The organism is Mesorhizobium sp. Z1-4 (genome assembly GCF_004000235.1).
Taxonomy (GTDB): Bacteria; Pseudomonadota; Alphaproteobacteria; order Rhizobiales; family Rhizobiaceae; genus RCIO01.
The window spans coordinates 46358-64421 of record NZ_RCIO01000002.1; the positions used below are offsets into that span (position 1 = coordinate 46358).

Here is an 18064-nt window from a genome sequence, read left to right on the forward strand (position 1 = left end):
GTTCCTGTTCAGCACATGCCGCGCCTGGCGCGGCTTCGGGCTGTATGTGGGCGAAAACCGCGCTCGCCGAAACCGGGTGAACAGCGAAAGGACTGTGCTGAATTAGTGAACGGTCACGCGGCCGCGCTCGAAGGCTGCCTATGACGGCGCATCGTCATCATCGCCGCTGCTGTTTTCCCGGTAGATCGCATAGGCGATGGCCGACACCAGCGGGATCGCCATGCCGGTTACAATTCCGCGCTTGGAAAGCAGCGAGGGGAGTGCCGTCAGTGCCAGCGCACCGGCAACCGCCATTGCATCGCGCGAAACTTTTTCGCGAGCGCGGCGCGCCCGCGCCCTGGCACTCATGCGATGGATGATCAGCACCGCGAAGGCCAGTGCGAGAAAGCCACCGCCGAAGCCAAGCGCGGCCTCCAGTTCGCCGTAGCGGCGCGCAGCATAGATATAGCCGGCAAGCAGCAGGAAGCCGATGCCCAGAAGTGCTGCGATGCCCATGACCGCATACTCGACGGCGCTGCGGCGGGCGCGTTTCGCCGCAGCGGAGGCTTCGCCCGTAATCAGCGACAGGAGCAGCTTGAGGCCCATCAGCAGAGTCAGCGCCGCGCGAGCAGGGCCAGCACAAATCCGACACCGGCGGCAATCGCCAGCGACGTGACCGGCTTTTCGCGGACGCTCGCCGTCAGCTGTTTTTCATAGCCGAGCGCGCTTTCGCGCAGTTCGTCGAAGGCTGCCTCGCCCTGCTTGCGCAATTTTTCGGCTTTGGCCGTCGCGGCTTTGCGCGCTGTGCGGGCCGACATGTCGCCGACGTCCGAAACATGTTTCGCGAGGTCGGAGAGCTCCTTGCGGAGCTTGGCAATTTCGGCCTTGAGCTCGTCGGTTTCGTTTTTGGCGCCCGATTTCGTGGCGGCTGTCGCTGCCATGGTCATTGTCCTTTCCGGCGTCATTCGACGTCCGATTTTTCTGCTATGCCCCCCTGCTGCGTTCCGACGGGAACGCCAGCTTACCGGCATGAAAGGATAGATTGGTGGCTCCTGTCCAGCTGGAAATTGCTGTTTAAAATCAGACTTCGCCCTTGGTTAAGAGTGCAATATTGCCGCAGATGCCGCATTCGTGCCGTGTTTCTCCGGTGGGCATGCGGAGCAATTTGCCTAATATCTGCCGTGTTCGGATGAAGAGTCTTAACCGGTGGGCCGGCAAATACGCTGGCGGGGCGGACATAAAATCGTAATGCAACCCGCGCATGCGGGGTTTGGTTAAACTTGGAGGCTATTGAATGAGACGTACACTTCTTGCACTCGCCGCTGTCGGCATGCTGGCCGGCTGCACCACGGCAGAACGAACCGCGACGTTCGGCGCCGCTGCCGGCGGGACAATCGGGGCGCTCGCTTCCGGCACAATCGGCGGTGCCGCAATCGGCGCCTTCGTAGGCGGCGTTGGCGGTTATCTGGTCGGCCGCGCGGCAGACAGGGGTGATGGCTGGTGCGAATACCGCACGCGCGACGGACGTATTTTCTACGATCGCTGCCCGGGCACCTGATCGAAGACAGCCAAGAAAAGGGGAGCAGCGATGCTCCCCTTTTTTTGTCAGGCAGCCGCCGGCGCCATCGCACCCGGCCCCGGCACAGCGCCCGGCGGGCATTTGCCCAGAATAATCATGCCCAGCACCTCGTCCTTGGTGACATCGCTGGTTTTGGCGGTTCCCACAACCTGCCCGTTTTTCATGACGCATACGCGGTCCGCCAGATCGAATACGTCGTGAATATCGTGGCTGATCAGGAAGATGCCGATTCCGTCAGCCTTGAGCTGCTTGACCAGCTCGCCTACCTGGGCGGTTTCCTGCGGCCCGAGTGCCGCCGTCGGTTCGTCCATGATGAGGATGCGGGCGTTGAAGAGGATTGCACGCGCGATCGCCACCGACTGCCGCTGGCCGCCCGAGAGCGATTTCACCGGGTCCTTGAAGCGGCGGAAATTGGGATTGAGACGGCCCATGACCTTGCGCGCCTCGGCTTCCATGGCCGCGTCGTCGAGCGTGCCCCAGCGGGTGCGCATCTCGCGGCCAAGAAAGAGGTTGGCCGCGGCGTCGACATTGTCGGCCAAGGCGAGCGTCTGGTAGATCGTCTCGATGCCGTAGGCCTTGGCGTCGCGCGGGTTGGATATCGAGACTTCTTCGCCGCGCACGAATATCTGCCCCGCATCGCGCTTATAGGCACCCGACAGTATCTTGATCAGCGTCGATTTGCCGGCACCGTTATGCCCGAGCAGGCCGACGACCTCGCCGGCATGCAGGTCCACGGAAGCACGATCCACCGCCTTGATGCCGCCAAAGGCGATTGAGATGTTCTTCAGCTCGACGAGCGCAGCGTCGCTATTCGTGGCCGAGTTTGCCATCGTTGCCTCCCCTACTTTGCCCGGTTTCGGTAGACAGTGTCGATCCAGACCGCGATGACAAGGACGGAGCCGACGACGATCTGCTGGATCGCTGCGTCGAACCCGATGAGCACCATGCCGGTCTGCAGCGACTGCATGACCAGTGCGCCGAGGATTGCGCCGTAGATGGTGCCGATGCCGCCACCCAGCGACGTGCCGCCAATGACCGCAGATGCAATCACATAGAGCTCGTCCAGCGTGCCGAGATTGTTGGTCGCGGAATTGAGGCGCGCACTGGCGACCACGGCCGAAAGACCGGCCAGCATACCCATCAGCGCAAAAATCTTGACTGTGACCCAGCGTGTGTTGATGCCGGCGAGCTCTGCAGCCTCCGGGTTGCCGCCGATGGCAAAGACATAGCGGCCGAAGCGGGTTCGCGTGGCCAGGAACGTAACGGCTATGCCGACCACGATCAGGATCAGAACCGGAATGGCAAATCCATGCGAGATGAACAGCCCGCCATCCGGAATCTCGATATTATTGGCCGCCGCATATTGCCGAACGATGCCACGTGGCCAGGGATATGCGTTGACCAGCATCACAAAACCCAGGATCGCGCCGCAGCCGATGACGCCGAGCATCGTGTCCGCCCAGACTGGGCGAAGCGGAAACTGAAAGCGCTTGCGCTGGTTGCGCCCGCTCAGCAGGAGAATGACAACGCCAGCACAGGCAATGATGCCGAGCACCCAGCTGGTGGTTGCACCGACCGAACCGAAAGGCCCGCCGCCAAGCAGCGCGAAGTTCGCGTCGACCGGCGAAATGGTCTCGCCGCGGGCGAGAAGAAAGGCCGCGCCGCGCCAGACAAGCAAGCCACCGAGCGTGACGATGAAGGCCGGTATGCCGCAATATGCGATCAGCCATCCGTGAAAGGCGCCGATCAGAGCGCCGGTGCAAAGGCCGACAATGATGGCGATGATCCAGATTGCCGGATGGCCGAGGCCGAGATATTGCGGCAGGATCCACACCTGGGTGATGGCCATAACCATGGCGCAGAAACCAAGGATGGAACCGACCGACAGGTCGATGTGCCTGGTCACGATGACCAGCACCATGCCGGTTGCCATGATACCGATGGAGGCGGTCTGAACGGACAGGTTCCAGAGGTTGCGCGGTGTCAGAAAGACGCCGAACCCGTTGACCAGCTGGCCATAGAGGTGAAACCCGATCCAGATGGCCGCCAGGGCCCCGAGCATGCCCAATAGCCGGGTGTCGATCTCGGTCCGGCGAAGGAAACGCGCAATCGCGCCTTCATCCACGCTGCCTGCTTCGACCTTGGCGGTTGCGATTTCGCTCATGATGCCCTCCCTCCGCCGGGTGGACCGCCTGTCGGGGAACCCGGGGGTGCCGCATATGGAAACCGCGCCGGCCCGCATCGCGCGCCGGCGCGGTCACAACTTCAGGCACTCAAAGTGTAGTCGGCCTAGTTACAGCCGACAACGCCGTCCATTGCGCCTTCGCAGGCCTGCTCCTTGGAGATATGGCCGGCTTCGATCACGACATTGATGTTGTCCTTGGTGATCGGTGTCGGATCGAGGAAGATGGCGTCCATCTCAACACCCTTTTCACCGCCGGACCATTTCACGGCGCCTTCGACGTCGGACATCATGGCGCCGTCGGCCAGTGCCGCGGCAATATTGCCGGCAGCCGCACCGAGCTGACGGGCGTCCTTCCATACCGACACCGTCTGTGTGCCGCGGGCAACGCGGTTGAGAGCGGCAAGGTCGCCGTCCTGGCCGCCGACCGGAACAGTGCCTGCCATGCCCTGTGCGGTAAGCGCTGCGATCACGCCGCCCGCCATGCCGTCATTTTCCGCCAGAACGGCGTCAACGGCGTTGTTGTTGGCGGTGAGGATCTGCTCCATGTTCTTCTGGGCATTGTCCGGCTTCCAGCCGTCGGTGAAGGTCTCGCCGACGATCTTGATCTTGCCAGCGTCAACATTGGCGCCGATCACTTCCATCATACCCTCGAGCAGGAAGAGCGCGTTCGGGTCGCCCTTGTCGCCCTTGATGATGGCGAAGTTGCCTTCCGGCACGACCTTGGTGACTTCCTGCGCAATGATGCGGCCGACGCCCTTGTTGTCGAAGGTCAGATAGAAGGCGCGGTTGTCCTCGATAAGGCGATCATAGCCGATCACGGGAATGCCTTCGGCGGCGGCCTTGTCGATCGCCGGGCCGATGGCGTCCTTGTCGACAGACAGGATGACCAGCGCGTCAACGCCCTGCGTGATCAGACTTTCGACATCCGACAGCTGCTTTGCTGCGGAAGCCTGCGCGTCGGCTGAAATGTACTTGTCGCCATTGGCTTCGATGGCGCCTTTCATGGCCGCTTCGTCGGTTTTCCAGCGCTCTTCCTGGAAGTTCGACCAGGACACACCGATGACCTTGCCCTCCGCCAATGCCGCAGTCGACAGCATTGCAGACATTGCCACACCCGCCATCATGGCGGTTGTCAGTTTCCTCATGATTTCCTCCCTGGCGCCAGATAGCGCGCATTTCCACGACAGCCGCAGGTGGTCAGCGGCCCTCTGAAGCTTTTTTTCGAGCTTCGAAAAAAATAATGACGCAGCCCATCATCCGTGTCAATATGTTTCCTGCCGCGAGGGAAAAGAGCGCTATAAGGGCGCCGGTACCTGATGCGGGAGGAGGCATGTCTATGACTGTTGGGGTCCGGCACGACGATCTCAGACGGCGCAACCGTGCGCTGGTTCTGACGGCGCTGCGCGCGGCCAACCAGCGCTCGCGAACCGAGATCGCAAACCTTACCGGGCTCAGCAACTCCACCATTTCCGCGATCACCTCCAGCATGATCGAGGAGGGTGTGCTGGTCGAGCTCAAAGGCAACGACAACGGCCTTGCCCGGCGCGGGCGGCCGCAGGTTGCGCTGGCGCTCAATCCGACGCTGGCCTCGGTCGTTGCCGTCACTCTGACCCTAAATCATGTGTCGGCGGTGCTGATCGACTATGCGGGCGAGGCAGTCGACGAGGAAGTCCAGGATCTGGCAACGCAGGAACTTGAGGGCCAGGCGCTGATCGAAGCGGTGATCGGCTGTGTCCGGCGTGTCCTCACCCGGCAGCGCGAGAACGGCTACCATCCATCGCGTATTGCCCTGGCGGTTCAAGGCATTACGAGTTCGGATTCGTCATCGATGCTGTGGTCGCCGATCACGCCGGACGAAAACACCCGGTTTGCGCCGGCACTCGCCGCAGCCTTCGGCGTGCCGGCGACCGTGGAAAACGACTGCAACATGATTACCGTCGCGCTGAAGTGGCGCGAGCCGGCTCGCTACCGCAAAGACTTCTTCGCTGTGATGCTGTCGGACGGCATCGGCATGGGATTGATGGTCAAGGGGGAGCTGTTTTCAGGAACACATTCGTCCGGCGGCGAATTCGGCCACATGATCCATATTCCCGACGGGGCCCTCTGCCGCTGCGGAAAACACGGCTGCATCGAGGCGTATGCCGGAAACTATGCACTGATCCGCACCGCCCGCGGCGGCAGCGAGGAAGATGTTCCGGGTGCGGTTGTGAGCCAGGTGGAAATCCAGAAACTTGCCGATGCCGCACGTGCGTCGGACGGGCCGGAACGGGCGGCGTTTCTGAAAGCGGGAAGGGCCATCGGTTTCGGGCTCGGTTCGCTGTTTGCCGTATTCGACCCCGCTCCGGTGGCGATTGTCGGTCCGGGAGCGCTAGCTTTCGACATTCTGGAACAACCGATCCGCGACGCGATTGCACGCACCGCGGGCGGCAAACACAGCGCCGCCATCTCGTTCGAGACGGAACCGAACGAGATGCCGCTGATCCGGCTCGGCTGTGCAATGACGGCGCTGACGAAAGTCGACGCGGAAATCATCGTGCCCGGACTGACGACCGAGAAGGTGCTCAAGGGGCGCAAAGTCGCCTAGGCGGGTCTAGCCGGGCTGCCACCGGGCGGCGCCCCTGCCGCGTTCGATCGTATAGAAATGGCCGGCCCGCAGCTCCTCCCAGGCACCGGCTTCGCCGTCGGGCCAGACAATACGCGTTTGCGCTTCGGTTTGTCCGCCAAGTCCGAAATGCCACCAGCCGAGGTGGCCGCCGGCATGGCCCCCGCCCACAGTAATCTCGCGGCGCATCACCACATCGCCGCGCTTCACCTCTATCCAGCCGCCAATCGCGTCGCGATTGCGGCGCGGCTGAAGGGGCCTGATCTGGATCCAATTCGCGTTATCGAGGCCCGTATTGCGCCACAGCTGTGCTTCGACCCAGCGGTTCACGACGGCGAGATCGAGCATCCCGTCGAGATTGAAGTCTGCGATGACGGCGCCGCGTGAAATCGCCGTTGAGCCGATACCGGCCCTGTCGCCAGCCTCAGCGAATGAGCCGTCGGTTTTCTGCAACAGAAGATTGTTTGGGTCCTCCATGGCAAAGTCCGGCATCGCCGCGACGTTTCCCTTGGCGATAAAAAGATCGGCCAGGCCATCGTTATTCATGTCCTCGAACTGCGCATGCCAGGCAGTGCTTGGCTTGACGTTTTCGCCGGCATAAGGCCGGTGCGCCGTCACTCCTTTGGCAAAGGCGGCATCGGTGTATGCCGGGCCGGGCGAGGTTCCAGGCGTGGGCTTGGTCAGCGTCTGAAGCTTGTTGTCCGCCATGCTGGTCAGGAAATATTCCTGGTAGCCGTCAAAATTCAGATCGTAGCCGGCGATGCCCATGCCCCAGATGCGCAGCCGCTCCCAACCGTCGGCGGCGGAATAAAGATACGGTTCGGCGCCTGCTTCGATGCGCCACAACTGCTCCTGGCCGCCTTTGTAATATTCGCGGTCGTTGGAGACCCGCAGGGAGGGCGTGCCGGAGCGGTTCCAGTCGGTAAACAGCATCGACAGCGCGCAATGGCTCGGCTTCAACGGCATAGGAGCTGCGAAGCGCGCGCCCTCCGCCCGGTGCAGCCAGTTGTCGGTGCAGGACCCCCAGGGAAATCCTTCTTCGCGTCGATCGATGTAGTTGCCGACAGCGATTGCCGGGAAGTCAGCGCCGTCTTCCCAGGTGGCGGCAAGGGCGGTGGACCAGGCATCGCCGCCGTCAAAGCCCCACATCTCGTTGGCGCGCTCGAAACGGCAGTTGCCACGTCCGCGCATGACAACGTTTTCGCCCACGCGCAGCAGCACGAGGTCCTTGATGCCGTCGCTGTCGATATCGAGCGCGTATGCGCCGGTGACCGCCTCAAGCTCCAGCCCGCTGGCCTGCTTTTCGAAGCGCAGCTCGCCGCCCTGGCGGCTGATGTTGCGGTAAAAGCCGGCGTGGGATGCGCCCCCGGCAAGAAACAGGTCGGGAAATCCGTCGCCGCTGCAATCGAACGCGGCTGCGCCGCCGCCAACCATGAATTCCCATTCGCCGGAATAGACTGTCGATATGCCGTCCGAGGCTGTTTCCTCGACGAATGAAGGCACAGCGGGTTCGGCGCCGGCAACTCCATTGGCCAAGACGGCGATCGCGGCGGAGGCCATGGCCAGAAGCAACCGGTTCATGGCCGGGCCCTCGTCACCAGCGCGTTGGTATGAGCTGCGATACACTTTCCCTGATCGAGGCCGAGTTCGATCGCGGCGCGGTAGTGAATGCCGCCGTAGAGCCGCGAGATACCCGCCTCTTCGGCGGCGTGCCAGAAACTGTCGAACTTGCGCGCTGGCAGTCCGTCATCGTCATGCGTTCTGTCCTCAAAGGCGTAATCCGCACCGAACAGATTGGTCAGCACCTCGGCCGCCGCGCCGGACTGGGTGCTGTGCCCGCTCGGATATTCCGGAAAGGGCGGTGTGATCAGTATTGCCTGCCAAGCCGGGTCGATGACGCGCCGGATGTATGTGAGCGGCCGCACCAGGTCGTATTTATACTTGTCGTGCCAGCAGCCGATGAATGCATCCGCCAAACCGATGCCGATGCGGGCGAGCGTGTCGACACGCATTTCGAGCGTGGCCTCCTTCTCGCCAAGCACCTGCAGCGCAATTGCCAGCCAGTGACCGGGAGGCGTTGGCGTCAGCATCGGGTCATCCGACCAGAAGCGGGCAATGGCCTCCTGATCTTCGGTAAGGCTCAGCGATACGTCATAGACTTCGCGCGCCTCGATGAAAAAGGACGAGCCGGGCTCCTCGCTATAGGCAGGAGGAGGCGGGAGACCACAGGTTGCTCCGTCCGGCATGGCAAATGTCCGGTTGCGGCCCCAATCGGGCAGCAGCGGAACCTGCTGCTGGCCGATAGTGCTGGTTGGCACCCAGTGTTCGGGGCCCGGTTTGAGTTCGTACCGGAACGGGAAGCCCATGTTTTCGACCACCGCGCCACCGTCCTGCGCGGCCCAGGCCAGCATATGCTCACCGAGCGCCTGGCCATAAGCGGTGCTGCGGTCGGCGATATCGGGATCCACCCCGGCCCGGGCAACCGCGTCGAGCTTGCGGGCAATCGCATCGATGGCCCGCTGGCCGGTCGGGCCCGTGTTCGCGAACAGGCTCTCCATGAGGAGCGAGACCGATGCCTGCAGGGCCATGGCGTCGTCATAATCGCGCCCGGGCTCGCGAACCGGAGGCGGCGTGAGGCCATTAAGCTGGCCCGCAAGCGTTGCGAACCCGTCGCGACCGCTCGCAACGGTCTCGTAGGCGGTGACGCCGAGATAAGCGAAGGCGCGGCTGGCAACAGGCGGCGAATAGGTCGGCGTGTGGCGGACAAGTTCCAGCGCCAGCCTGTACCAGGTGCCCAACACTTCCAGGTTGCGCGGTTCAGCCGATTGCGCCGGGGCAGCGAGGGCCGCCGTTACGGTCGCGATCGCCAATATCAAGCGGCAGGCCGCCGCGCGGAATGCAATGCGCACGATAATTCCCGCCATCCTAAATCGATTAGACAGCCTGCCGCAGCTAAGCACGGCAGTGCCGATGGCGACAAGGGGCGAGGGGACTATGCTTCCTTGATGGCGTAGCCGGCGCCGCGCACCGTGCGGATGACGTCTGGCATGCGGCCGGTGTTGACCGCCTTGCGCAAGCGGCCGACATGCACGTCGACCGTGCGTTCGTCGATATAGATCGTCTCGCCCCAGACATTGTCGAGCAGCTGGGCGCGCGAGAAGACGCGGCCGGGATGCTGCATCATGAATTCCAGCAGCCGGAACTCGGTCGGCCCCAGCCGGATTTCACTCTTTTTGCGGTAGACCCGGTGGGCCTCGCGGTCGAGCATGATGTCGCCGACCTTGAGCACCGACGACAGCACCTCGGGTTTGGCGCGGCGCAGGAGCGCGCGGACGCGGGCGATGAACTCAGGCGTGGAGAAGGGCTTTACGAGGTAGTCGTCGGCGCCGGTGGCCAGGCCGCGCACGCGGTCGCTCTCCTCACCGCGTGCCGTGAGCATGATGATCGGCAGCCGCTCGGTCTCGGCGCGCATGCGCAGACGGCGGCAGAGCTCGATGCCCGAGATCGCCGGGACCATCCAGTCGAGCACCAGGAGGTCGGGCGTGCTTTCCTGCAATCTGAGCTCGGCCTCGTCGCCACGATTGACGATCTCGACCTGATATCCCTCGGCCTCAAGGTTGTATTTGAGCAGCACGCATAGCGGCTCCTCATCTTCGACAACCATCACTTTCGGAGCGATCATCGGTGTCTTCCAATTATTCCGCGAGCGCCGCGATGGCGGTTTCGTCCTGCTTGGGACGCTGCGCGGGAAGCTGCTCGCCGGTGACCGTATAATACGCGTTTTCGGCGATGTTGGTGACGTGGTCGCCGATGCGCTCCAGATTCTTGGCGCAGAAGAGCAAATGCGTGCAGGCGGTAATGTTGCGCGGATCTTCCATCATATAGGTCAGGAGCTCGCGAAACACGGCGGTGTATTTGATGTCGATCTTCTCGTCGCGGTTGCGCAGCTCGCGCAGCGCTTCGGCGTCGCGGGCAACATAGGAATCGACCACGCCCTTCACCTGCACCAGTACCATTTCCGACATGGTTTCGATGGAGAGCGCCAAGGATTTCTGCGTTGGCGTCTGCACCACTGCGCCGACCCGCTTGGCGATGTTCTTGGCGAGGTCGCCGATGCGCTCCAGATCGGCCGCCATGCGGATTGCACCGACCACGCTGCGCAGATCGAGCGCCATGGGCTGGCGCTTGGCGATCAGCGTGATGGATGCCTCGTCGAGTTCGCGCTGGCGCGCATCCATGACGGAATCGTCGGAGATGATGCGCTGTGCAAGCGCGTTGTCCGAATTGACCAGCGCGCCGGTCGACGATTTGACCATCGAGCAGGCAAGATCGCCCATGTCGCGAATGAGCCGGTCGATATGTTCCAGTTCCTCGTCGAAGGAGGTGACGGTGTGCTCGCCCATAACAGGTCCTCGTGTGGTCGATCTCAGCCGAAGCGGCCGGTGATGTAATCCTGGGTGCGCTTTTCCCTCGGGCTGGTGAATATCTGGTCGGTCGGACCTTCTTCCACGAGCACGCCGAGGTGGAAAAACGCAGTGCGCTGCGAAACGCGTGCCGCCTGCTGCATGGAGTGGGTGACGATGGCGATCGTGTAGTTTTCGCGCAGTTCGTCGATCAGTTCCTCGATCTTGGCGGTTGCGATCGGGTCAAGAGCCGAGCACGGTTCATCCATGAGGATCACCTCGGGCGACACGGCAATGGCGCGTGCGATGCAAAGACGCTGCTGCTGTCCGCCGGAGAGGCCCGTTCCGGGTGCATCGAGACGGTCCTTCACTTCCTCGAACAGACCGGCCTTACGCAGGCTTGAAACCACGATCTCCTCGAGGTCGGTCTTGTTCCGGGCGATGCCGTGAATGCGCGGGCCATAGGCGATGTTTTCGAAGATCGACTTGGGGAACGGGTTCGGTTTCTGGAACACCATGCCGACACGGGCGCGCAGCTCAACAACATCGACGGCCTTGTCGTAGATATCTTCGTTTTCCAGCGTGATCTTGCCGGTGACGCGGCAGATATCGATGGTGTCGTTCATGCGGTTGAGGCAGCGCAAATAGGTGGACTTGCCGCAGCCGGAGGGGCCGATCAGCGCAGTCACCTGGTTTTCGCGAATGTCGAGATCGACATCGAAAAGCGCCTGCTTTTCACCGTAGAAGACGCAGACCTTGTCGCCACGCATCTTTACCGAATGTTTCGTGTCTGCCACGGCCACGTCTCCAGCCTGCAAAGCCACCTGATCGTTTGAATACATGTTCATGGACCTTGATTCCATTACCAGCGACGTTCGAAGCGGCGGCGCAGAAGTATCGCGATGCCGTTCATGACAATGAGAAACACCAGAAGCACGATGATGGCGCCCGATGCACGTTCGACAAAGGCGGGGTCGCCGCGCTGGGTCCAGTTGTAGACCTGGACCGGCAAGGCCGCGGCGGGGTCGAACAGGCCGCCGGGCGGTGCGTCGGGGAATTCGCGCACGAAGGCCACCATGCCGATGAGAAGCAGCGGCGCAGTTTCGCCGAGCGCCTGGGCAAGGCCGATGATCGTGCCAGTGAGAATGCCGGGCGCAGCCAGCGGCAGCACGTGGTGGAAGATCGTCTGCATCTTCGATGCACCGACGCCAAGCGCGGCTTCGCGGATCGAAGGCGGCACGGCCTTGAGTGCTGCGCGCGTGGCGATGATGATGGTGGGCAGCGTCATCAGCGTCAGCACCAGACCGCCGACGATGGGGGCGGACTGCGGCAGGCCAACATAGTTGATGAAGACGGCGAGGCCCAGAATACCGAAGACTATGGAAGGCACGGCTGCGAGGTTCGAAATGTTGACCTCGATAATGTCGGTCAGCCAGTTCTGCGGTGCGAACTCTTCCAGATAGATCGAGGCGGCCACGCCGATCGGAAGCGCCAGCGCCAGCACGATCAGCATCATATATGCAGAGCCGAGAATCGCGACACCGAGCCCGGCGGCCTCCGGCCGGGTGTCGGAGGCATCCGGCGCAGTGAAGAAGGCGAAGTTGAAGCGCGTCGACAGGGCGCCGGCGTCCTTCAGGGCGTCGGCCAGCATCAGCTGCTGCGGCGAGACATTGCGGTCGAGTTCGGCCGACGCCATCGTCACGCGGCCCTTGTAGTAACCGTCGACACGGCCGTTGGCGAGAAGCTCGAAGGTAACCGTTTCGCCAATCATGGAGGGGTCTGCCAGCACCGCATTGCGCAGCGTGGCGGGCGCTTCCTTGGAAACGATCTCGGCTGCGGCCTTGGCGTTCAGGCCTTCGATCTCGATTCCGGCCCCTTCCATCTTCGCCGCCATGGCTGCGCTGATCAGCGGCGCATACGAGAAGGTCGTCAGCTTCTGCAGCTCTTCGGGGTCGCGATTGCCGGACTTATCGAGCTTGGCCGGGTCGAGATAGATGTCGAGCGTGACGTAGGTCTGCCAGAAGGACGACGTACCGTTGTAGAGGATCGAGCCCAAGAGGCCGAACAGCGCCAGAATACCGAAGGTGACAGCCGCCAGGCCGAGCGCGCGGAACCGGCGCTCGGCGGTATGACGGCGGCGCGTGCGTTCGCCGCGCTCGTATAGCGAGCCGCCTTTTAGCTGCGCGGCAGCGGGAGATGCTGCGGTGACGTCGGTCATTCGTACTGCTCCCGGTATTTGCGCACGATGTAGAGCGCCAGAACATTGAGGCCGAGGGTGAAGGCGAACAGCGTCAGGCCGAGCGCGAAGGCGACCAGCGTCTCCGGGCTGGCGAATTCGGTATCGCCGGTCAGCTGCGAAACGATCTTCACGGTGACGGTGGTCATGGCCTCGAAGGGGTTGAGGTCGAGCCGGGCGGCCGCACCTGCACCCATGACGACGATCATGGTTTCGCCAATGGCGCGGCTGGCGGCCAGTAGAACCGCCCCCACGATGCCTGGAAGTGCTGCCGGCATGATGACACGGCGGATCGTTTCCGACTGCGTGGCGCCTAACCCGTAAGAGCCGTCACGCATCGATTGCGGCACGGCGTTGATGATGTCGTCGGAGAGAGACGACACAAACGGAATGAGCATGATCCCCATGACCAGGCCGGCGGTCATGACCGAGGATGACGAACTGCCGAGGCCAAGCGGCTGGGCGATCCAGTCGCGCAGGAACGGGCCGACCGTGATGAGCGCGAAGAGGCCGTAAACGATGGTCGGGATGCCTGCCAGAATTTCGATGGCCGGCTTGGCAAAGCCACGTAGCGAGCGGCCGGCATATTCCGACAGGTAGACCGCGATCATAAGGCCGACTGGAACGGCCAGGATCAGCGCCACCAGCGACACGTAGAACGTGCCCCAAAGAAGCGGGATGATGCCGAGATCGGAGCCGCCGCGGAATTGCGGGTCCCAGACGGTGGAGAAGAAGAACTCGCTCGCCGGGTACATGCCGAAGAAGTTCAGCGTCTCGAAAAGCAGTGAGCCGACAATGCCGAATGTCGTGAGAATGGCGACGAGCGACGAGCCCATCAGCAGCGCGCGGATGAAGGTTTCGCTCACATTGCGCGCCCGCATGGCGGGGTGAATTCGGCTCCATGCCCAGAGGCCAAAGCCGATCGCGGCGGCAAGCACCAGTATGTTGCGCGCCAAGGCGCCGGTCTTGCCGATCGCACGATATGACTTGGCGGCCTCGAAAACAGGCACCGATACGTCTGAGCCGAGCGCCACGCCCGCATTGGCGAGCATGTCGCGGATGCTGGTCGTTTCGGCGCTCAGGCCGGCGAGGTCGGTTTCGGTGAGCGAACCCCGGTCGACGATGATGTCGAGGCCGTCGGCGATGCGGCGGACATCGGACATCACGAGGCTTCGTACGCTGCCTTCCGGAATGGCGCTGTCGGGGATCTGCGTGCTGACTTGGCTTTCAATGAAGACCGGCTGGAGAAACAGCCATGCGCCCAGGAGAAAATAGGCGGGGATGGCGATGAAAAGCGCAACGCTCTGGCCGTAATAGTTCGGCAGGGAGTGAAGGCGTTCGCCGGAGGCGGAGGATCGCGCCAGGGCACGCTGCCGGCCGGCTATGTAGCCGACGATCGTAAGCGCCAGCACGATTAGTGCGAGAATGCCAGGTGTCATGCCACGTCCGCCCCGTTGAAATCGGGCGGCGTCCTGAAGGCGCCGCCCGATACTTTAGTACGCTTACTTCAGCGGGCCCATCGGGGTCCGGTTGGCGACCATTTCCTGGGTCTTGGCGAGCTCCGGATCGGAGACGAGGCCGTAGGCGGCCAGCGGGCCGTCAGGTCCGGCGATTTCGTCGGAAACGAAGAACTCGACATATTGCTGCATGCCCGGGATCACGTCGAGATGCGCGTTCTTCACGTAGAAGTAGAGCGGACGCGAGACCGGATATTCGCCGGAGGCGATCGACTCGACCGAAGGCACGACGCTGTTCATCGTCGCGACCTGCAGCTTGTCGGTGTTGTTCTGGTAGAACGAAAGACCGAACACGCCGATGCCGTTCTTGTTGGCGTCGATACGGGCAAGCGTCTCGGTGTAGTCGCCGTCGATGTCGACGGAAACGCCGTCGGTGCGCAGCGTGGTGCAGGCGTCTTCAGCGGCATCTTCGTCGCCGCCATTGGCAGCCATCAGGGCTTCCATGGTGCCGTTTTCCTCGCAGCCGTCCAGAATGACCTTCTCGTCGAATACTTCGCGGGTGCCGTGCTTGGTGCCCGGGATGAAGGCCAGGATGTCCTGTGCCGGCAGGTCCGGGTTGACGTCGGCCCAGGTCTTGTTCGGATTGTCGACGACCTGACCGTCCTTCACGACCTTGGCGGCCAGAGCGGCGTGCCAGTCAGCCGGGGTGAATGCGAATGCTTCGCCGTTGATGTCGGAAGCGAAGACAATGCCGTCATAGCCGATACGGACTTCCTGGATCTCGGTGACGCCGTTGGAGGCGCACAGATCGATGTCCGACTGCTTGATGCGCGAAGAGGAGTTGGCGATGTCGATGGTGTTTTCGCCTACGCCTTCGCAGAGCTTCTTGCGGCCTGCGCCCGAACCGCCGGATTCAACCACCGGGGTCGGGTACTCGAAGTTTTCGCCAAAAGCTTCGGCAACGATCGACGCGTAAGGAAGAACGGTCGACGAGCCGGCGATCTGGATCTGGTCGCGCGCGGCGGCGGAGCCAGCAGACATCGCAACGGCAATCGCCGCGGCCGATGCCGTGAGAAGGATTTTCGTCATGGAGCCTACTCCTGTTCGGAATTCGAGATTGCCGCCGTTCTTGGCGACAGGGCAGGCCATATCGACCCTGTGTAACAGTTCGATGACAGATTTGTGTAGCCGGCATTGCAGCCCTGCCGGCAAGAAAACCGTGCAATCTGAATCGGTTGCCGGGGAACTTTGTCGGCGTTGCATTTCATCGGCCAAAATCAGTGACTTGGCCGCTGCCCGCCGGGCGCTGGCGGGGCGTTCGGTGCAAGCTGGCGATGTTCAGAAAAAAAGCCGGGCAGGAGCGCGGTATCTTGGCTGCAACCGCCGCCGACCCCGACACAAGGCCGGAACGGGACACATTGGGGCTCAAAGTGATCCCGTCACTGGATCAGCGGGCCGCCTCTCCTGCCCGGAAGTTGCGAACCGGAAAACCCCCGTCCGCGGTGGTATTGTCCAAGGAATGGTCGCGCGCGACTATTGCGCGATCGCACCATATGGGATCAGGTCCGGTTTTGCAGCATTTCGATGCTGGTCCAGGGCACCAACGGAGAGAGTTTCATGACGGCGCGGGCCACGGCAATCGGCTTCTCGGCGGTCATCATGTGGGCGCTGCTTGCCCTTTTCACCGATGCCTCGGGGCACATACCGCCGTTCCAGCTTTCGGCAATGAGCTTCACGCTGGGCACTGCGCTCGGCTTCGCGCTTCGTGCGGTGATGAAGAGTGAGGCGCCGACTGCGCGCCCGCCGCTTGCCGCATGGGCGGTCGGTATAGCCGGCTTATTCGGCTATCATTTCTTCTATTTCACCGCGCTCAGGAACGCGCCGGCGGCGGAAGCCAGCCTCATCGCCTATCTGTGGCCGCTGTTCATCGTTGTCGGCTCGGCGCTGATGCCCGGCGAAAAGCTGCGATGGCATCACGTTGGCGGTGCTCTGCTTGGGCTTGGCGGCACGGCGCTGATCGTAACCAATGGCGGCGGGGTTGCATTCGATGCGCGTTTCGCGACCGGCTACGCGGCAGCTTTCACCTGCGCCTTCGTATGGTCGGGCTATTCGCTCTTGTCGCGCCGCTTCGTCGAGGTGCCGACGACGATCGTGACCTGGTTCTGTGCCGCGGCGGCGGTGCTTTCGGCGCTTTGTCATCTGGCGCTTGAGGAAACTGTATGGCCGGCTGACCCGATGCAATGGCTGGCGGTCGCGGGTCTGGGGCTGATGCCGGTGGGGGCGGCGTTCTACGCCTGGGACTTCGGAGTGAAGCGCGGCAACATTCAGGTGCTGGGGGCGGCGAGCTATGCTGCCCCGCTGCTTTCGACGCTGGTTCTGATCGCGGCAGGACGGGCACCGGCCACGGCGACGATCCTCGCCGCCTGCGTGCTGATCACCGTCGGCGCGGCGCTGGCCGCCAAAGACATGATCGGCCACAGGCGCCCGGCGGGCGCGGCGGAGGCCTGAGGTTATGCCCTTCGCAGGTGGGATCGAAGCAACGGAGAACGGATTGCTGCTTCTTTCGGCGGTGGCGGCGATCCTCTTTGGCTTCATGGTTCATCGTCCCGCCTCGTGGCGGCGCACTATAGCCAAGACCGCGGGTGTTTTCCTGCTCGGCCTGCTTGCATATTCCGCAGGCGGGCCGCTGCTTTTGGCGCTGGCGCTGATGGCAAGCGCGGCAGGCGATGCCGCTCTGGCCGCGGAAGAGGAACGCTGGTTCCTGCCGGGGCTCATCGCCTTCCTGATCGCGCATCTGCTTTATGTCGTTCTGTTCGTCACCGGCAGTGCCGGCGCGGGCATACTGATCGCGGAGCCGTTGCGCTGTGTTTGGGCGGGAGCGATCGTAGTTGCTGCCGCCCTGCTGCTGATGCGCCTGTTGCCTGCTCTTCCGGACGCTATGCGAATACCGGTGATCGTCTACACGCTGGCGATTGTGGCGATGGGCGTCGTTTCCGTTACGGTGCCAGGCTACGCGATCGCAATCGGCGCAACGCTCTTCATTGTCTCCGACGCGATCCTGGCGATCCGCAAATATCTGATGGCGGAAACATCTCCCCACGAGATCTGGGCGGGGTACGCAGTCTGGGTGTTCTATTACACCGCGCAACTCGTCATCACGCTCGGCGTATTGCTGGCTTAGGATACCGGCTCCCAGTCCGGCGCTGCCATCTCGAAACCTGCAAATTCGAAGCCAGGCGCCACCGTGCAGCCAACCAGCGTCCAGTCACCGAGGCTTCGTGCGCGCTGCCACCAGTTTGCCGGCACGATGTGCTGCGGCCGGGCCCCGGTCTCGATGTCGGGGCCGAGCGTCAGCGAATGCGCACCCCTGCCATCGGCGTCAGCAATCTCGAGGCAAAGCGGCGCGCCGGAATAAAAGTGCCAGACTTCGGCAGCGTCGCGTACGCGGTGCCAGGCCGACTGTTCGCCGGCTTTGAGCAGGAAATAGATGGCGGTCGAATAACCGCGTTCGCCGAGCGTGCCGCCCGGCGGCTTGTCGCGGAATGTCTGCCGGTACCAGCCCCCTTCGGGATGCGGTTCGAGACCAAGCCGGGCAATCACCGCATCGGCGGTTGCGGCCATCG

Annotated in this window: 18 protein-coding genes; 4 read left to right on the forward strand and 14 right to left on the reverse strand. The window is 62.9% G+C overall.

Translation table 11 applies throughout. From position 1 onward, the window contains the following. Nucleotides 1-138: 138 nt before the first annotated feature. Together EP165_RS07200 and EP165_RS07205 are read right to left on the reverse strand one after the other, a co-directional pair. A complete protein-coding gene (locus EP165_RS07200; protein WP_127520965.1) occupies nucleotides 139-585 on the reverse strand; it encodes a hypothetical protein in 447 nt (148 codons plus the stop codon). Nucleotides 586-593: 8 nt separating this feature from the next. Further along, complete coding sequence (locus EP165_RS07205; RefSeq protein ID WP_127520967.1) at nucleotides 594-920, reverse strand: ElaB/YgaM/YqjD family protein; 327 nt, start codon at nucleotides 918-920, stop codon at nucleotides 594-596. A gap of 353 nt (nucleotides 921-1273) precedes the next feature. Between EP165_RS07205 and EP165_RS07210 the strand changes: the two genes are divergently transcribed. Then, nucleotides 1274-1537 carry a YMGG-like glycine zipper-containing protein gene (locus EP165_RS07210; RefSeq protein ID WP_127520969.1) on the forward strand — a complete coding sequence of 88 codons (264 nt, stop codon included), beginning with the start codon at nucleotides 1274-1276 and terminating at the stop codon, nucleotides 1535-1537. 47 nt (nucleotides 1538-1584) lie between these two features. On the opposite strand, the gene EP165_RS07215 is transcribed toward EP165_RS07210, so the two are convergent. The 3 genes from EP165_RS07215 to EP165_RS07225 all read right to left on the reverse strand — a co-directional run bounded on the left by EP165_RS07215 (nucleotide 1585) and on the right by EP165_RS07225 (nucleotide 4888). Further along, nucleotides 1585-2388: an ATP-binding cassette domain-containing protein gene (locus EP165_RS07215; protein WP_127520971.1), complete on the reverse strand. Its 804-nt coding sequence runs from the start codon at nucleotides 2386-2388 to the stop codon at nucleotides 1585-1587. Between the two features lie 11 nt (nucleotides 2389-2399). After that, on the reverse strand, nucleotides 2400-3722 hold the full coding sequence (locus tag EP165_RS07220) for a sugar ABC transporter permease (protein WP_127520973.1): 1323 nt from the start codon (nucleotides 3720-3722) through the stop codon (nucleotides 2400-2402). 125 nt (nucleotides 3723-3847) lie between these two features. Continuing rightward, complete coding sequence (locus EP165_RS07225; protein ID WP_127520976.1) at nucleotides 3848-4888, reverse strand: substrate-binding domain-containing protein; 1041 nt, start codon at nucleotides 4886-4888, stop codon at nucleotides 3848-3850. A 191-nt stretch (nucleotides 4889-5079) separates the two neighbouring features. Between EP165_RS07225 and EP165_RS07230 the strand changes: the two genes are divergently transcribed. Continuing rightward, a complete protein-coding gene (locus EP165_RS07230; RefSeq protein WP_127520978.1) occupies nucleotides 5080-6327 on the forward strand; it encodes an ROK family protein in 1248 nt (415 codons plus the stop codon). A 6-nt stretch (nucleotides 6328-6333) separates the two neighbouring features. On the opposite strand, the gene EP165_RS07235 is transcribed toward EP165_RS07230, so the two are convergent. From EP165_RS07235 to EP165_RS07270, 8 genes are all read right to left on the reverse strand, one after another. Further along, a complete protein-coding gene (locus EP165_RS07235) occupies nucleotides 6334-7926 on the reverse strand; it encodes a CRTAC1 family protein (protein WP_127520980.1) in 1593 nt (530 codons plus the stop codon). Beyond that, nucleotides 7923-9254, reverse strand: a complete 1332-nt coding sequence (locus tag EP165_RS07240; protein WP_245440072.1) for a vanadium-dependent haloperoxidase — start codon at nucleotides 9252-9254, stop codon at nucleotides 7923-7925. The genes EP165_RS07235 and EP165_RS07240 overlap by 4 nt, the downstream gene beginning before the upstream one ends. A gap of 83 nt (nucleotides 9255-9337) precedes the next feature. Continuing rightward, nucleotides 9338-10027 (reverse strand): phosphate regulon transcriptional regulator PhoB, encoded by a 690-nt coding sequence (gene phoB / locus EP165_RS07245; protein ID WP_127520984.1) that lies wholly within the window; start codon nucleotides 10025-10027, stop codon nucleotides 9338-9340. A gap of 13 nt (nucleotides 10028-10040) precedes the next feature. Further along, nucleotides 10041-10748, reverse strand: a complete 708-nt coding sequence (gene phoU, locus EP165_RS07250) for a phosphate signaling complex protein PhoU (protein ID WP_127520986.1) — start codon at nucleotides 10746-10748, stop codon at nucleotides 10041-10043. Nucleotides 10749-10771: 23 nt separating this feature from the next. Next, nucleotides 10772-11518: a phosphate ABC transporter ATP-binding protein PstB gene (gene pstB / locus EP165_RS07255; RefSeq protein ID WP_245440102.1), complete on the reverse strand. Its 747-nt coding sequence runs from the start codon at nucleotides 11516-11518 to the stop codon at nucleotides 10772-10774. A 92-nt stretch (nucleotides 11519-11610) separates the two neighbouring features. Then, nucleotides 11611-12966 carry a phosphate ABC transporter permease PstA gene (gene pstA / locus EP165_RS07260; RefSeq protein ID WP_127520988.1) on the reverse strand — a complete coding sequence of 452 codons (1356 nt, stop codon included), beginning with the start codon at nucleotides 12964-12966 and terminating at the stop codon, nucleotides 11611-11613. Continuing rightward, complete coding sequence (gene pstC / locus EP165_RS07265; RefSeq protein ID WP_127520991.1) at nucleotides 12963-14423, reverse strand: phosphate ABC transporter permease subunit PstC; 1461 nt, start codon at nucleotides 14421-14423, stop codon at nucleotides 12963-12965. Before pstC ends, pstA begins: the two co-directional genes overlap by 4 nt. A 63-nt stretch (nucleotides 14424-14486) precedes the next feature. Beyond that, nucleotides 14487-15530 carry a substrate-binding domain-containing protein gene (locus EP165_RS07270; RefSeq protein ID WP_127520993.1) on the reverse strand — a complete coding sequence of 348 codons (1044 nt, stop codon included), beginning with the start codon at nucleotides 15528-15530 and terminating at the stop codon, nucleotides 14487-14489. Between the two features lie 528 nt (nucleotides 15531-16058). Between EP165_RS07270 and yddG the strand changes: the two genes are divergently transcribed. Together yddG and EP165_RS07280 are read left to right on the forward strand one after the other, a co-directional pair. Then, nucleotides 16059-16949: an aromatic amino acid exporter YddG gene (gene yddG / locus EP165_RS07275; RefSeq protein WP_127520995.1), complete on the forward strand. Its 891-nt coding sequence runs from the start codon at nucleotides 16059-16061 to the stop codon at nucleotides 16947-16949. A gap of 4 nt (nucleotides 16950-16953) precedes the next feature. After that, nucleotides 16954-17622, forward strand: coding sequence for a lysoplasmalogenase family protein (locus EP165_RS07280; RefSeq protein ID WP_127520997.1), 669 nt, complete (start codon nucleotides 16954-16956; stop codon nucleotides 17620-17622). Here the strand turns inward: EP165_RS07280 and EP165_RS07285 are convergent. Beyond that, nucleotides 17619-18062, reverse strand: coding sequence for a cupin domain-containing protein (locus EP165_RS07285; protein WP_127520999.1), 444 nt, complete (start codon nucleotides 18060-18062; stop codon nucleotides 17619-17621). The genes EP165_RS07280 and EP165_RS07285 overlap by 4 nt on opposite strands. Nucleotides 18063-18064: the final 2 nt, after the last annotated feature.